Below are 14,491 nucleotides of genomic sequence, written 5' to 3'. Positions count from 1 at the left end.
ACGCTGGCGGGCCTGGAGACGCAGCTCGCCGCCGCCCCGGGCCGGCCGGCGATTCGCTCAGGAGCCGGAACCGAGGCCGAAGCGGTCGAGGCTGCGCAGCCAGGACGATCGCGGGCCGCGTGAGCCGATGTGATCAAGTCCCGGACTGGTTGCGCGTGGTCAGTGTGGCGTCAATGTCCTGATGGACAGTCAGCTGACGAATGGGTGTCTGCCGCTGATCTCCTGGCCGTCCTGTTCTCCCGGTTCGCGCTGCTGAGCGTGGACTTCGTGGTGGGCTACCGCTCCCAGGAGACACCGACAGAAGCCCGGTCGTCGTCGGCGCCACTGGCACCTTCCGCCGGCCCATCCGCACCCACAAGCGGATACACAGTCTTCCCGCCCGGACCACACCCTCATGTCGTGCGGATGCTGGAGTCGGGCCGGGACCCGGTTCTGGAGCGGTACTACATCACCCTGGAGTGGGTGGAGCGCAGCCCGAAGGACGATCTACAGGCTCGTCGGCCCGTCGGCCAGGACGCCTACTTCGAGACGATCGTGTCACCACCTTGTAACAGTCAGCGATGATCAAGGGGCGGCACAGGGTCGGGCCCACCGGCCGGGACCGCCCGGCGAAACCCCGGACGGGCATCGCTCCGGGTGAGAGGTTCGCCTGTTCGGCTCAGCGAGGACGACGGCCGGGAGACGGCGCCCGGAGACCTTCCTACCGTTGGACCCCGGGAGGCTGCATCCCCGCGGAGCCCGGCCGAGGACCTCTCGCCCGTCGGCCACCGCTCACGCCGAACCCGGCAGTCGACTTCCACCGTGACCACGCAGGGTCCGGGTCGAAGGAGATGAAGGACATGAACGCCACGCGCACCGCACGCACGCCCGCGACACCCGCACTGAACCGGTGCCGGACATCACGCCGCCGCCCTCGGGCACGGATCGGGCTCGCCGCGACCGCCACGGCCCTGTCGCTGCTGCCGATCGCCCCGTCCACCGCCAGCGCGGCACCCCACCTCCCGCTCACACAGATCGTGCGGGAGGCCAAGGTGAAGGCGCAGCAGGAGCACCCCGGCTCGCAGTTCTACGACGCGGACGCCGTCCTGCTGACACCCACGACCAACCCCAATGACGTCCAGGCCTGGTGGATCCGCTTCCGGGCCAAGGGCTCGGAGCCGTCCTTCGAGTACAAGTACTCGACCACCGGTCAGTACCAGAGCACGCAGCCGTGGAGCGTCCCGATCGGGATCCAGGCCATCTCCCCGTTCACCATGACGGAGGTCCAGGCCCACGATCTGGCCGTCAAGGCCGGGCACACCGGCGCGTTCAAGCCCCTTTACCTCAATGAGCCCGTCGTGCAGAACCCGCATCCCACCTACTACTTCTGCATTCCCAGCGAGGGCAGGACGGTGGCGGTGGACACCGTGACGGGCCACGTCACCACGCCGTGGTCGTGCTAGTCACCACGGTGTGAGCCCTGTTCGGTGGCCGTCACCCAGAGGGGGTGACGGCCATCGGCGGCGACAACTGCGTCATCCAGCCCGTCTCGACGAGCGGCACGGCGGCCACCGTCGGGGACCTCTGCTGCGGTGATCGCCAGGCGAGGAAAGAGGCAGCCGCCGGGGCCCCAGGACGTTACGGTGCGTGCTCGAACGGCCGTCGGGCAGCGCCAATCGGCTGAGCCGCACCCGACACGACACCGATCACCCCGGCGTCGGGCGGACGAGGTGGATAACTAGGCCCTGTCACACTGTCAGACGAGTCGACCGCCCTCGTTCCCACTCTCACACGGTGCCCACCCTCACACCGGGGCCTCGAAACGTGCCGGGCGTGTCCGGGGCGCCGGGAGGTCGCAACAGCCGCACGCGGCTGGGGGTTGCCTCGGACGACGCCGTCACCAGTGGCCGAGCGGGGTTGGCTCACCAACCCCGCTCGGAGGATTGATGCACGTATCACGTGCCTTGCGTTCGATCGTCGCCGTCGCCTCACTGGGAGCAGCTCTGGTGGCCTCCCCGGCGTGGTTCGCCACGCCCGCCGCCGGAGCCGGCCTCGAGTCGCCCGTCCACGGGACGGCCACGCGGTCCACTGACTCCGGACCCGCGCTGCACCATGACACCTCGCCACCGTTGCGTGACCTGGCACACGGACACGGACAGCACCGGTCCGCCCCCGGCGTCGTGCCCCCCGCAGATGCGCAGCACCCGTCCCTCACCAGGGCCGCTCCTCCGGACGGGGTGGTGCAGGAACACGACGGCAGCCGGGGCCGGATCCGGTTGGACGTCAGTTTCGACGGCATTCGGGAGGCCGGGGGCGTCCCTCCCGACCCCAACGCCTCGGTGGGCTCCCGCCAGATCGTGGAGATCACCAACTTCGACCTCGCGGTGTACTCCAAGACCGGTGCCACGGAACTGGAGCAGCTGACCACCCAGACGCTGTTCAGCGGGTTCGGCGGACCGTGCGAGACCGCTCCGAACCCCGACATCGGGGACCCCGTGGTCCGCTGGGACTCCCTGGCCCACCGCTGGATCCTCAACCAGTTCGCGCTGGACCCGGCAGGCGGCCCGAACCTCCTGTGCGTGGCCGTCTCCAGCAGCGAGGACGCCACCGGCGCGTACTACCGGTACGCCTTCGGGTACCAGCACTTCATCGACCACCCGAAGGTCTCGGTCTGGCCGGACGCCTACTACGCGGCCTTCACCGCCGGGGAGTTCCCCGAGACCTGTGCCTGGGACCGGAGCAGGATGCTGCGCGGAGCCGACGCCGACCAGCAGTGCTACATCGTCCCGACCCCGACCATCCCGCTCCCCTCGGACCTCGACGGCCCGACCCCGCCCCCGCAGGGCGAGCCCAACCTGCTGATCGCCCTCAACCCCGCCTACAACAGCCTGCAGTACTGGCGGTTCCACGTGGACTGGGCGGACCAGACCCGCACCGCCGTCACGGGCCCGGAGGAACTGCCGGTGGCCCCCTACACCCCGGCCTGCATGAGCACCGATCCCACCCGATGCGTCCCCCAGGCCGGCACCACCCAGCAACTGGACTCGCTCTCCTACTCCGCCATGTACCGGTTCGCCTACCGCAACTTCGGCGACCACGAGTCCTTGGTTGTCAACCACGCGGTCGACGCGCCCGGCGGCGTGGGGGTTCGATGGTACGAACTGCGGCTGGACCACGGCCGGCCGGTCGTTCATCAGCAGGGCACCTACGCGCCGGGGTCCACGTACCGGTGGATGGCGTCCGCGGCCCAGGACAGGAACGGCAACATCGCCCTGGGGTACTCGACGTCGAACGCCCAGGACCGTCCCTCGATCAGCGTCACCGGACGCCTGGCGGACGACCCGCTGAACACGATGACGTTCCGCGAGACCACCGTGTGGACCGGCACCGGCTCCCAGACCGGGAGCAACCGCTGGGGTGACTACACCTCCATGGCGATCGACCCGGCGGACGACTGCACGTTCTGGTACACCAACCAGTACCAAGCGGTCGACGGCACCGGAAACTGGAACACCCGCATCGCCTCCTTCCACCTCTCCGGCTGACGCGGCCACCACGGCCACGGGCGACACCCGGGGCGGACGGCACACCGCCGACCGCCCCGGGCCTCAAGTCATCGCCTGTGCCGCGCGGCGACTCTCGCCGGACGGCCTTGGTTTTGACAAACCGAGGCGTCTCCAGAACATCAGCTGACTGTCAGTCAGAACGGCGGATCGCCGCACAGTGCAGTTGCAGTGCCAGTAGCAGCCCCGATCGTTGCTCCGGTAGGGCGTGCGATGAACCGAAGCAGTTGAAGCCAGCTTCCCGAACTCGGCTCAGCGCTACAGGAGTTGGTCGAGGTCGAAAACGGCTGTCACTGGTGCGTGGTCGCTCCACCGCTCGGCGTGGGAGGCGGCCGCTCGACGTGGGCCTTGACGCAGGTGTCCGCGAGAGGAGGGCACGCCCGAGTCGTTCACGGCCGAGGACGAGGAACTCGTGCGGGTGCTGGTGTCGGCGGCCGGTACTGCGGTGGACAATGCGCGGCTGTTCGAGGAGACCCGTCAGGGGGAGCTGTGGCAGCAGGCGCACGCCGCGATCACCACGGCCCTGCTCTCCGGGGACCGGGATCAGAATCCGCTCCACGTCGTTGCCGAGCAGGCCCGGCTCGTCGCGGACGCGGATCTCGCCGCCATCGCGGTACCCGGTCCCGGCAGCCACATGGTCGTCGTCCGGGCCGCTGCCGGGGCGTATGCCGACGTGCTGGACGGCTGGCAGCTGCCGGTCGGCGCTTCGCAGCCCGGGCAGGTCTACCGCACCGGCCACCCGGTCATCACCGACGACCTCGCCACCGACGCACGCTCCTACGCTCCGGACCCGGCCCGGCCCGACAGTCTCGGACCGGGCATGATCGTCCCGCTCACGGACACCGGTCGTACCGAGGGGGTGCTGTTCCTCACCCGGGCCCGCGAGCGCCCGGGGTTCGATCCGGCGCAGCTCGGGCTGCTCGCGTCCCCGGCGTTCCACTCCGCGGTCCTGGAACGCCACTTCGCCCAGGTGTGCCGGGACTGGGCGCTCGGCTTCGCGGCCCCCGACACGTTCGGCGCGCCGGCCGCGGGGGTTGCGCCCGGGACCGTCCCCGAAGCCCACAAGGACGGTCCGCCCGAGGCCGACGTGGTGGTCCGCGGTGAGGCCTGTGGCGGTCGGTCGGCCCTGCTCTCGGTCGGGCTGACGCGCTGGAACGGCGTGCTGGACCTTCCCCACCTCCACGAGGTCCAGCGGATCGTAGCCTCCCTCCCCGATCTGGGCGAGGACGTGAGCCGCACCCGGCCCGCCCTCTACGGCGGGGCCGGATTCAGCCCGCGCCTGCGATCCGCCGAAGCCCACGGCGAGCTGATCCTGGTCGACCTCTCCCGCCTCTACTTCGGCGCCTGACTGCTCCGACCTCGGGCCGGGAACTCCGGGACGTCCCGGCCGGGCACCTGGCCTGGGGCTTCCTCTCGGTGCACGTCGGCGGGTTCCTGCTGATGCTGTGCTCGGCCGTAGCGCTCCCGACGCGGCTGCGGAGCGACGGGGTCAGCGCGCGGGGCCCGACACCGGGGCGAGGTGGGCGGTGAACCAGTTCGCGGCCAGGTCCGCGGCCTGTTCGAGGGTGCCGGGTTCCTCGAACAGGTGGGTGGCGCCCGGAATGACGGCGAGCTGGTTCTCGCAGTTCAGCCGTGCCTGGGCCTGCTGGTTGAGGTCGAGCACCACGTCGTCGTCGCCGCCGACGATGAGCAGGGTGGGGGCGGTGACGGCGGGCAGGCGGGGTCCGGCGAGGTCGGGCCGTCCGCCGCGGGAGACGACCGCCCGGGCGGGGGAGTCGGGCTGCGCCGCGGCCCACAGCGCCGCGGCGGCTCCGGTGCTGGCGCCGAAGTAGCCGACCGCGAGGCGGCCGACGTCGTCCCGGCCGCGCAACCAGCGGGTGGCGTCGGTGAGGCGGCGGGCGAGCAGGGCGGTGTCGAAGACGTTCGTCCGGTCGAACGCCTCCTCCTCGGTGAGCAGGTCGAAGAGGAGGGTGGCCAGGCCCGCCCGGTTCAGCTCGGCTGCGACGAACCGGTTGCGCGGGCTGTGCCGGCTGCTGCCGCTGCCGTGGGCGAACACCACGATCCCCACCGCCCCTTCGGGTATGGCCAGCTGCCCGCCGAGCCGCACCGGCCCGGTGTCCACGACGACTTCCGGATCGTCGGCCTTCGCCCTGGCGGACCGTATGGGCAGCCGCGAAGCGGGTCCGGGTGGCCTGCGGCCGCCCATCCGGACGGCGGCTTCGTCCAGGCAGGCGATCACTTCGGCGTCGGTGGTCTGCGCGAAGTCCTCGTAGAACTGCCCGATCCCGTATAAGTCCCCGGGCGTCGACAGCGCGACCAGCTCGTCCGCCGCGTCCGCCAGCCTGCGGGTCCAGTCCGGCGGGGCGACGGGGACGGCGAGGACCACCCGGGCCGCGCCCTGGTTCCTGGCTATCAGACAAGCCGCCAGCGCGGTCGAACCGGTCGCGACCCCGTCGTCCACCACGACCGCCGTACGGCCGGCGAGCTCGGAGCGGGGCCGGTCGCCCCGGTACCGCCGTGCCCTGCGGTCCAGCTCGACCCGTTCCCGCGCCTCCACCTCGGCGAGGTCCTTCTCGGAGGTCCGCGTCGCCCGCATGACCGTCTCGTTGACGATGCGCATCCCGCCCTCACCGATCGCGCCCATGCCGAGTTCCGGCTGGAACGGCCCGCCGAGCTTGCGCACCACGATCACGTCCAACGGCGCGTGCAGCACCTTCGCGACCTCGGCTGCCACCGGCACACCGCCCCGGGGAAGGCCCAGGACCACGACGTCCCGGCCCGCGAGGTACCCGACCTGCTCGGCCAGGCGCCGCCCGGCGTCCACACGATCGACGAAGTACATGATCCACCTCTTCCGGGATCGCGGCCGGACCCGGACCTCGCGCCGGGCCGCCGCTTTCCACGGTCCTCTTGCCGCCGGACGCGCGCGAGCGACCGAGCCGGAGCGCCGCCGTCAGCCGGCTCCCGGACGGATGCCGGGCACCGGGGGCCGACCTGCCGCAGTGGTGGCGGCGGGGGAGCATGAGAGCAGGCGGGCCAGTCGGCGACCGCACGCCCTCGGAACATCCGGATCCGTCGCGCCGGTCCGTCCGGACAGTCGAGGCGCGCATCCTGGAGGCCCCCTGAGCAGCACTTCCACACCGGGCTCCGCCGGTCCCGTCGTGGTCGGCCTTCCCGTCGTCGTCGTGCCGGGCGAGCCGCCCGCTTGAACCGGCGTGTCAGTGACCGTGGGGCGGGCTGCCCGGGCCGGGCGACTTCGCCGGCTCGGACCTGGTACGGGCAAGGTCCATCTCCGTCCCGGCATGGGCCCACCGGCCCATGCCGGGACGGTTCCGCGGGGCCACGATGAGAAGCAGGCCGACAGACGTCCCGGTCAGCGCGGGCCGGCGGCCGTCCCAGCCGCCTGCCGCACTGCCCCGTCGGCTCGGGCATCTTGGAGGAGGAGGCGAATTCGCATGCGGTCGGAGATCACCGTGGGCCTCGACGGCTCGTCCGAAAGCCTGTCGGCCGCCCGATGGGCGGCGCGGGAGGCCCAACTTCGCGGACTGCCCGTGCGGCTGCTGCACCTGTGGCTGGTCAGCCCCGCCGCGGTGCCGCACGTCCCGAGCGGGGACGTGCGGACAGCCATGGGGCGGCGCATTCTCCGGGACGCGGAGAGCGAGCTGCGCGAGCACTACCCGAAGGTTCCCATCACCTCCGAACTGCTGCCCGCCGCCACTCCCGCCGCCCTGCTGTCCGCCGCGGGCGACGAGGAACTGCTGGTACTCGGTTCCCAGGAAATCGGTATCGGAGGGGGCTACCTGATCGGCTCGCTCGCCCTGTACACCGTCGCCCGCTCCGAGCGTCCGGTCGTGCTCGTGCGTGCCCACGACCACCCGGACGGCACCCTGACCCCGGCCGCGCAGTCCGGTCCGGTCGCCGTCGCCGTGAGCCGGCGCTCCGGCTACGACGGTGTCCTGGAGGCCGCCTTCGACGCCGCCGACCGGCAGCGCACCTCGGTGCTGGCCGTCCATGCCACCAGCCGTCGCCCGTCCCTCACCGTCTGGCAGGGCCCGCCCGACGAGACCGTCCAACAGGCCGACCGCCACGACCTGAGCGCCGCACTGCGCCCGTGGCGCGAGAAGTTCCCGGCGGTGGACGTCGTGGAGCGGCTCAGCGACGACAGCCCCGCCCGGGCCGTCGTCGACGCCGCCGCCGGAGCCCGGCTGCTCGTGGTGGGCCGCGGCGGCTACCGCACCCCCCTCGCGCCCCGCATCGGCCCCGTCACCCAGGCCGCCATCCACCACGCGCCCTGCCCGCTCGCCGTCGTCCCCCACGACTGAGCCGGCGGCGCCCGTATCGGACAAGGAGCGAGGACCATGCACCGCACCGTCCAGGACGTGATGACCCGGGAGGTGGTCGTCGCACACCCCGACACCGCCTTCAAGGAGATCGCCGACCTGCTCGACCGCAACGACATCAGCGCCGTCCCCGTCCTCGACGACGACAACCATCCGGTCGGCATCGTCTCCGAGGCCGACCTCATCCGCCGCGGCGGATGAGGATGCCGACCAGGCGGCCGTGGCGGTCGGTCACCGGTAGGTGCCTGACGCTGCGGCGGTCCACCAGCCGGGCGGCCTCCACCAGGGTCCATCCCGGCCGTGCCGTGCCGTGCCGTGACGACCGGCCGAGCGGAGCACCGACTCCTCCCCTCCGTCGCCCTGTCGACGGTGGCCCACCCGGCCTCCGGACGTGCACTCGCAGCCGGATGCCCGTCAGGGCCGGTCGGCTTCGGTGACGGTCGACGGGTGCTGCTTTCGGGCGGTGCGGCGTTCGATGAACCGGTGTTTCGGGGGGATGCGGCGCAGGGTCAGCAGGCCCAGGGCGGTGGCGGCCAGGCAGGTTGCGGCGCCGAGCCCGAGGCCTGTGCGCGGGCCGAGGTGTTCGGAGACCAGGCCGACGATCGGGCCGCCGATGGGGGTGCTGCCCAGGAAGGTGACCGACCACAGTGCCATGACCCGGCCGCGGAAGCGGGGTCGGCTGACCAGTTGCAGGGTGGTGTTGCCGGTGGCCAGGAAGACGGTGCCGGCGACGCCGACGAAACCCAGGGCCACGAGTGTGGCCGGGATGCCGGGCACGGCTGCGGCCGCCGTCAGCGCGGCACCGAACGCGGCCGCGGCCCCGATCAGGGGAACGACACCCGTTTCCCCGTAGGCGGCGACGGCCAGGCCGCCGGCCACCGATCCCAGGCCCATCGCGGAGGTGAGGAAACCGTAGGTCCGCGCGCCACCGTGCAGGGCAGTACGGGCGAGGAGCGGGAGTACGACCTGGAATTCGTAGGCCAGGGTGCCGATCAGGGCCATCATCGCCAGCGGTACCCAGAGGCCGGTGGTGGCGCGCACGTACCGCAGTCCGGCGGTGAGCTGCCCCCGTCCGCGTTCGACGGGGCGGGTCGGAGCGAGTCGGTCGGCGCGCATCAGGCGCAGGGCCAGCAGCACCGCGAGGAAGCTGGCGGCATTGGCCAGGAAGCACACGCCCACACCGACCGTGGCGATCAGTACGCCGGCCACCGCGGGGCCGACCGCGCGAGCGGTGTTGACCACGACGCTGTTCAGGCCGACCGCGTTGCGCAGCAGCCGGCGCCCGACGATCTCCGGGACGAAGGCCTGGCGGGCGGGATTGTCCACCGCGTTCACCGCGCCGAACGCGACGGCGAGGACCACGACCATCCACAAGCGAACGGTGTGGGTCACCGCCAGCAGTCCCAGCAGCATCGCGAGCACCGCGAGCGTGGCTTGGGTGGCCATCAGCAGGACGCGCTTGTCGGACCGGTCGGCGATCAGCCCGCCGTACGGGCCGGCCAGCAGGACGGGCAGGAACTGCGCGGCGACCACCAGCCCGAGGGCTGTGCCCGATCCGGTCAGTTCAAGGACCAGCCAGGACTGGGTCACGGCCTGCATCCAGGTGCCGACCAGGCTGACCGACTGCCCGGCGAAGTAGAGCCGGAAATTCGGTACCTGCAGAGCATCGAACACCTCTTCATCCTGCCCCGCGCACTCGGGAACGGCGGTGCGAGAACCGTGAGCACGGCCCGCACGTGTCGATCACAGGGCTGAGACAGCGGGGTCCGACGGCGTAGTCGGCACATGACCGCGACCCGCCCTCACCGTCGCCCGTCCGTTCAGGGCCGGTCTCCGGTCCGAATTGGGCCGCCCGGACCACGACCGGCGGAGGGGCCGAGGCCAAGAATGGAAGACAGCCCAGCCGACGCCCAGGAACGGTGGGAGGCGGACACCATGTCCACGTACCCGAACCGGCACAACCCGGTACGGCGAACCTCGGACCACATCCAGTGGTGGCTCGCCCGCATCCTGCTCGCCGTCATGGTCGTCGGCCTTCCGGCCGCCGCTGCTGCTGCCGGCCTGCTGACCCACCGCGCACAGCTGCAGGTGCGACAGGTCCAGTCCTTGGCCCGGCACACCATCACCGCCCACCTGACGGCCCGCGCGCCGGCTCCGTCGAACAACGACTACAGCCAGGTCCTGGCAACCGCAGCCTGGACGGCATCCGACGGCACCACTCACACCGCTACCGTCCGGGTGCGGCCCGGAGAACAGGCGGGCACCCCCGTCCCGCTGTGGGTCGACCACCAAGACGCCGTCACCTCCGCGCCCATCACCCGCAGCCAGGCCGCCGCGGCCGCCTGGACAAGCGCCGCCATGACCGCCACAACCGTCTCACTCCTGTGCCTGGCCACCTGGAAGGGCTCGGTCCGCGTGCTGGACCACCGTCGCTACGCCCAGTGGGACGCGGAGTGGAGCCAGGTCGAACCCCGGTGGTCCAAGCGGCTTTCCAACTGAGCAAAGTCAGCGGGGACGAGGACCCGGACCGTCGACGTCGCCATCCTGGTCGTGGGCGGGACGGGATGTCCCGGAATCGAGGGGGAACACCCGGAAAGGAGAAGAGTTCCGCTCGTCGGCGGCTCCAACGGCCGGGCCCACCGTGGACCCGGAGCACCGGGAGGATGCGATGACGAACCCGCGGATCCTGTCCGGGACCGCTCACCCCGCACTCGGCGACGCCGTCTCGGAGGCCCTCGGCGTCGAACTCGCCGAGCAGCCGCTCGTCGCGGACACCGGCCGCGCGCACCGCACGGACCAGGCCCTCGGGGCAAGCCCCGTCCATCCGTCCTCCCGCTCCGAACTCAGGACTCCGTGTCGACGGCCTTGCATGTCTCGGGAGTTGCCTCGTCTCGCCTCCAGCCGACCGTCAGCCGTCCGGCCCGCTCGGTCACCTCGGTACCGAGTTCGGCGCAGGCAGAGGTGAACCGCTCGCGGATCCACTCCCGCTCCTCGTCGCGGGCGAGGCGGGTGTGGCAGAAGTCCAGGAACAGCGGCACCGCCTCCAGGCGCACCGGCGCGAGATGGGTACGGTCCGGGCCGTCCAGGGTCATCAGGAAGAGCAGACCGAGGTCGTTGCGCAGCGCCGGGTGGACCGCATAGTCGTCGACGAAGTCGCCCAGGTCGTACAGGACGCGGTCGGCGACGCCGTGGAAGACGTGGGCGGAGTGCCCGGCGACGAAGGTCGCCCCGGAGGCCAGGAGTCGCGGAGCCGCCGTGCGCACATGTGGTGGTGGGCGGGACGTCATGTTGGGGCCCCAGTGCGGGGTGACCAGCACCGCGTCGGCGTCCCGTGCAGCCCGGGCCACCAGCGCGGTGAGCCAGTCGGGTACGCCTGTGCGAAGGTCGGTCCATGCGACGCCGGGACGTCGGGCACCGGCTGCGTAGTCCTTCGGATGGTCGGTGACCCCGACCACCGCCAGCCGTACCCCGTGGGCCTCCAGCACGGCGAACTCCCGGGCCGCCGACACGTCCTGCCCGGCGCCGACCGTACGGACGCCCGCCTGCTCCAGCAGGTCGCAGGTATCGGTGAGGGCGTCGAAGCCGTAGTCCAGCGCGTGGTTGTTCGCCAACGTGACGCAGTCCACCCCCAACTCGGCGAGGACCCCTGCGGCGGAGGGAGGGGCACGGAAGAAGAACGGCTTGTCCGGGTCCGGCCAGCGCTCACCGCGGGCGGAGACGCAGCACTCCAGGTTGAGCACGATCAGATCCGCCCCCGCCAGCAGCTCCCGCACCTCGGCGGAGAGCAGCGTCGCCGACACGGGCGCACGCCGCAACTCCTCGGCGACACCACGCCCGAGCATCGTGTCGCCGGCCAGCGCCACCCTGAGCGCCATCGCACTCGCCTCCAGCCGTACCTTCGCGCGCGGCCTTTCCGTCTGCTGCTCGCGCCCCCTTCCTCCAGGCTCGGCCCGTGCTCCGGAGCAGGCAACCCGCCGGTCCGGGCTGCGGCCGGCCGTGACGGACGACGCGTACGCCCGGTGCCGACGTACGCCCCGGATGCGCAAGGCCGCCGGCGGGGACCACCCTGGAGAGGAGGGCTTGCGCCCATGGGGGCGGCGGGCGGCCGGGGCCGAACCGGATAGCCGATGCTGTCGGCGCAGGGCTGTATCGGTCGGCCGTACCGGGCCGGGCTCCGTACGCTGTGCCGACCCAGCGAAACCCGGCCGACCCGGCCGACCCGGCCGACCCGGCCGACCCGGCCGGCGTACCCGGCGCACCCGGGACCAACGCGATGAAGGGAAGGCGGTCGTGGTCACCGCACGGGAGATCATGCGCTCGCGGCCGAGGACGCCGAGGACGCCGTCCGTGCAGTCACCGCAGCGGTGTTCCTGCACATCCCCCCGGAGCAGCTGGAGCACGTCTTCGACACGCTTCCGCACGATCTGCGTGCACTCGTCACCCCCGCGGTGTAGGAGGCCGGACGGCGAGGCGGAACGGCGGGCACCGTGGGCCGGTTACCGACAGCTCCGAGAACGTCGGCCACCAGTGCGCACGCCGCTGAAGCAGATCGCCGGCCATCTCCATCCTCCTCGATCGGTCCTGCCCTCCTTCCATGCTGCTGCGCCGCCCGCGCGAGCGCGATCGGAGACCCACTCGCGCCATGCCAACTTTCGTACCCGCCAGGCGGGTTCACGCTCTGTGACTGCGTCTCGCCCCCGGGTTCGGCGCCCCGGTCACAGATCACCCCGAACGCCGCGCACTCGTCGTCCGCCGGGGTCGCCGCAGCCGTTGCGATCTGCCGCAGCACCCGGTCCTGGTCCAGTGGTCCCGTACCGCTGTCCACCATCGGATCGCCCGCCCGCTTCCGCCGACGACAAGGTTCCCGGATCCCGGACAGGCCGAGGCCCAGCGGATGTTCATCCCGACGCCGCGTCCCGGGCGCTCGGAAGGGCCGGGTGGCCCCGTCCGGTGGAGGCGACCGGACCTTGGACGGAGCGGGTGGCCCGGGCACGGTGGTGGTGTGGGAACGAGAGCGGACTCCACCGCGACCGGCGAGGACCGCACGGTGCGCCGCATCGTGATGGGGGTGGACGGCTCGGCGGTCTCCCGGCAGGCGTTGCGGTGGGCCGTCGACAAGGCCCGGCTCATCGGCGCCGTGGTCGAGGCCGTGACGGCCTGGACGTACCCGACGATCACCGCGTGGGCCAGGACGAAAGCCGATCCCCGGATCGACCGCTCCGCGCAGAAGGCGCTGGCCTGCACCGTCGATGAGGTTGTGGGGCCCGAGCCGTCCACGGAGATCCGGCAGAGCGCGGTCCAAGGCCGTGCCGCTGCGGTACTGCTCCGACAGGCCCGCGACGCCGACCTCCTGGCGGTGGGCCGCCGCGGGTACGGCGGCTTCGAAAGGGCACTGCTGGGCTCGGTGAGCCCGTACTGCGTGGAGCATGCCTCCTGCCCCGTCGTCGTGGTCCCCACAGCCCGAGTCGGACCGCCCCCAGGAGAACTCTGATGACCACTGGAACAGAAACCGACACCCGGGCCCTGCGGGCACTGTTCGCCGTCCCCGGCCCGTTCCTGTCGGTCTACTTCGACCTCGACCCGCGCCCGGAGATGGGCCTGGACACCGAGGAGCGCTGGCGGGGTCTCTGCCGCGACCTCGCGGGCCAGGGGTCGGATCCCCACGAACTCGACGCCCTCACCCGGCGATTCCTGTCCTCCCAGCCGGGCTCCGGCGTCCTCGCGGCCTTCGCCGCCGGCGGCGACGTGGTCCACTCGGCCGTCCTGCCCGGCTGCGACCAGCGCGACCTGGCCCTCAGGGCGTCCCTGCCACACCTGCTGCCGATGCTCACCTGGCGCCAGGACCACCCCGCCCACGTGGTCGCCGTCGTCGACCGCACCGGAGCGGACCTGCGGCTCTACCCCACCGGTGCCACGGACGGCGCCCGCCGCACCATCATCGGCCCGGACGACGAGATCGAGCGCAACCAGCCCGGCGGCCGCTCCCAGATGCGCTACCAGCACCGCGCCGAGGACTCCTGGGAGCACAACGCGGTCAAGGCCGCCGAAGCGCTCGGCACGGCTCTGGCCGAGGTCGACGCCCGTGTGCTGATGCTCGCCGGCGATGTCCGCGCCCGCCAGTACCTCACCAAGCACCTGTCTGCCCGGGTCCGCCGCGACGTGTCCATCCGGCCGGTCAGCGGCAGCCGCAGCCCGGACGGCGCCTGGCCGCACCGCATGGCCCAGGTCGAGGCCGAGACCTGCCGCGCCGGACGCGAGACGACCACGGCCCTGCTGCGCCGCCTCGACGACGGACGCTCGCCCGGCGGCCACACCATCGAGGGCACCTACGCGACCCTGCGCGCGCTCGCCGACGGCGCCCTGCGCACCCTGCTGATCACCGACGGCCTCGCCGGCCGCCGCACCGCCTGGTTCGGCCCCGGCCCCACCGACATCGCCGACCAACCCCCCACCCTGCCGGCCGACACCACCCCGCTGGTACGGGCGGACCTCGCGGACACCGCCGTCCGCTCGGCCCTGCTCACCGGAGTGGACATCCGGGTCCTCCCGCCCGGCGCCCCCGGCGCCCCCGCCCAGGGCATCGGCGGCCTGACCCGGTACACCTGATCC

13 protein-coding genes and 2 pseudogenes are annotated in these 14,491 nt (G+C 72.4%); 10 read left to right on the top strand and 5 right to left on the bottom strand.

Annotation, left to right across the window (positions count from 1 at the left end):
- Positions 1–399 precede the first annotated feature (399 nt).
- From ACWGJO_RS25085 to ACWGJO_RS25075, 3 genes are all read left to right on the top strand, one after another.
- A complete protein-coding gene (locus tag ACWGJO_RS25085; protein ID WP_452187037.1) occupies positions 400–564 on the top strand; it encodes a hypothetical protein in 165 nt (54 codons plus the stop codon).
- A gap of 275 nt (positions 565–839) precedes the next feature.
- Positions 840–1,442: a hypothetical protein gene (locus ACWGJO_RS25080; RefSeq protein WP_452187035.1), complete on the top strand. Its 603-nt coding sequence runs from the start codon at positions 840–842 to the stop codon at positions 1,440–1,442.
- A 777-nt stretch (positions 1,443–2,219) separates the two neighbouring features.
- Positions 2,220–3,524, top strand: coding sequence for a hypothetical protein (locus ACWGJO_RS25075; RefSeq protein WP_452187033.1), 1,305 nt, complete (start codon positions 2,220–2,222; stop codon positions 3,522–3,524).
- 276 nt (positions 3,525–3,800) lie between these two features.
- Here ACWGJO_RS25075 and ACWGJO_RS25070 read toward each other — a convergent pair.
- Positions 3,801–3,922 (bottom strand): annotated as a pseudogene (locus ACWGJO_RS25070) (exodeoxyribonuclease III); the annotation flags it as partial.
- A 32-nt stretch (positions 3,923–3,954) separates the two neighbouring features.
- Here ACWGJO_RS25070 and ACWGJO_RS25065 point away from each other — a divergent pair.
- Positions 3,955–4,890 (top strand): GAF domain-containing protein, encoded by a 936-nt coding sequence (locus ACWGJO_RS25065; RefSeq protein WP_452187031.1) that lies wholly within the window; start codon positions 3,955–3,957, stop codon positions 4,888–4,890.
- Positions 4,891–5,031: 141 nt separating this feature from the next.
- Here ACWGJO_RS25065 and ACWGJO_RS25060 read toward each other — a convergent pair whose 3' ends face one another.
- Positions 5,032–6,384 carry a phosphoribosyltransferase family protein gene (locus ACWGJO_RS25060; RefSeq protein ID WP_452187029.1) on the bottom strand — a complete coding sequence of 451 codons (1,353 nt, stop codon included), beginning with the start codon at positions 6,382–6,384 and terminating at the stop codon, positions 5,032–5,034.
- A 613-nt stretch (positions 6,385–6,997) separates the two neighbouring features.
- Here ACWGJO_RS25060 and ACWGJO_RS25055 point away from each other — a divergent pair.
- Together ACWGJO_RS25055 and ACWGJO_RS25050 are read left to right on the top strand one after the other, a co-directional pair.
- On the top strand, positions 6,998–7,864 hold the full coding sequence (locus tag ACWGJO_RS25055) for a universal stress protein (protein ID WP_452187027.1): 867 nt from the start codon (positions 6,998–7,000) through the stop codon (positions 7,862–7,864).
- Between the two features lie 36 nt (positions 7,865–7,900).
- Positions 7,901–8,083 (top strand): CBS domain-containing protein, encoded by a 183-nt coding sequence (locus tag ACWGJO_RS25050; protein WP_452187025.1) that lies wholly within the window; start codon positions 7,901–7,903, stop codon positions 8,081–8,083.
- On the opposite strand, the gene ACWGJO_RS25045 is transcribed toward ACWGJO_RS25050, so the two are convergent.
- The gene (locus tag ACWGJO_RS25045; protein ID WP_452187022.1) at positions 8,064–8,279 is read right to left on the bottom strand and encodes a CBS domain-containing protein; all 216 of its coding nucleotides are present in this window, start codon (positions 8,277–8,279) and stop codon (positions 8,064–8,066) included. The two genes, ACWGJO_RS25050 and ACWGJO_RS25045, sit on opposite strands and share 20 nt — an antisense overlap.
- A 17-nt stretch (positions 8,280–8,296) precedes the next feature.
- Positions 8,297–9,556: an MFS transporter gene (locus tag ACWGJO_RS25040; protein ID WP_452187020.1), complete on the bottom strand. Its 1,260-nt coding sequence runs from the start codon at positions 9,554–9,556 to the stop codon at positions 8,297–8,299.
- Between the two features lie 213 nt (positions 9,557–9,769).
- On the opposite strand from ACWGJO_RS25040, the gene ACWGJO_RS25035 reads away from it, so the two are divergent.
- Positions 9,770–10,381 carry an Rv1733c family protein gene (locus ACWGJO_RS25035; RefSeq protein WP_452187018.1) on the top strand — a complete coding sequence of 204 codons (612 nt, stop codon included), beginning with the start codon at positions 9,770–9,772 and terminating at the stop codon, positions 10,379–10,381.
- A gap of 344 nt (positions 10,382–10,725) precedes the next feature.
- On the opposite strand, the gene ACWGJO_RS25030 is transcribed toward ACWGJO_RS25035, so the two are convergent.
- Positions 10,726–11,757: a CapA family protein gene (locus ACWGJO_RS25030; protein ID WP_452187016.1), complete on the bottom strand. Its 1,032-nt coding sequence runs from the start codon at positions 11,755–11,757 to the stop codon at positions 10,726–10,728.
- A 450-nt stretch (positions 11,758–12,207) separates the two neighbouring features.
- Here ACWGJO_RS25030 and ACWGJO_RS25025 point away from each other — a divergent pair.
- The 3 genes and pseudogenes from ACWGJO_RS25025 to ACWGJO_RS25015 form a co-directional block, all read left to right on the top strand.
- Positions 12,208–12,336, top strand: a pseudogene (locus ACWGJO_RS25025) (hypothetical protein); the annotation flags it as partial.
- 548 nt (positions 12,337–12,884) lie between these two features.
- Positions 12,885–13,373, top strand: a complete 489-nt coding sequence (locus tag ACWGJO_RS25020) for a universal stress protein (protein ID WP_452187014.1) — start codon at positions 12,885–12,887, stop codon at positions 13,371–13,373.
- Entirely contained in the window at positions 13,373–14,488 is a 1,116-nt protein-coding gene (locus ACWGJO_RS25015; RefSeq protein ID WP_452187012.1) for a baeRF2 domain-containing protein, read from the top strand. The genes ACWGJO_RS25020 and ACWGJO_RS25015 overlap by 1 nt, the downstream gene beginning before the upstream one ends.
- The last annotated feature ends 3 nt before the right edge of the window (positions 14,489–14,491 follow it).

Source organism: Kitasatospora sp. NPDC054795 (assembly GCF_053611565.1).
The sequence above is the reverse complement of the archived record's forward strand: the minus strand, read 5'-3'. Positions and strand labels throughout refer to the sequence as shown.

What these genes read in the sequence shown, in the direction of transcription:
- ACWGJO_RS25055 (WP_452187027.1), top strand. Translation starts at nt 6,998, where the DNA reads ATGCGGTCGGAGATCACCGTGGGCCTCGACGGCTCGTCCGAAAGCCTG.
- ACWGJO_RS25015 (WP_452187012.1), top strand. Translation starts at nt 13,373, where the DNA reads ATGACCACTGGAACAGAAACCGACACCCGGGCCCTGCGGGCACTGTTC.
- ACWGJO_RS25080 (WP_452187035.1), top strand. Translation starts at nt 840, where the DNA reads ATGAACGCCACGCGCACCGCACGCACGCCCGCGACACCCGCACTGAAC.
- ACWGJO_RS25035 (WP_452187018.1), top strand. Translation starts at nt 9,770, where the DNA reads ATGGAAGACAGCCCAGCCGACGCCCAGGAACGGTGGGAGGCGGACACC.
- ACWGJO_RS25030 (WP_452187016.1), bottom strand. Translation starts at nt 11,757, where the DNA reads ATGGCGCTCAGGGTGGCGCTGGCCGGCGACACGATGCTCGGGCGTGGT.
- ACWGJO_RS25050 (WP_452187025.1), top strand. Translation starts at nt 7,901, where the DNA reads ATGCACCGCACCGTCCAGGACGTGATGACCCGGGAGGTGGTCGTCGCA.
- ACWGJO_RS25060 (WP_452187029.1), bottom strand. Translation starts at nt 6,384, where the DNA reads ATGTACTTCGTCGATCGTGTGGACGCCGGGCGGCGCCTGGCCGAGCAG.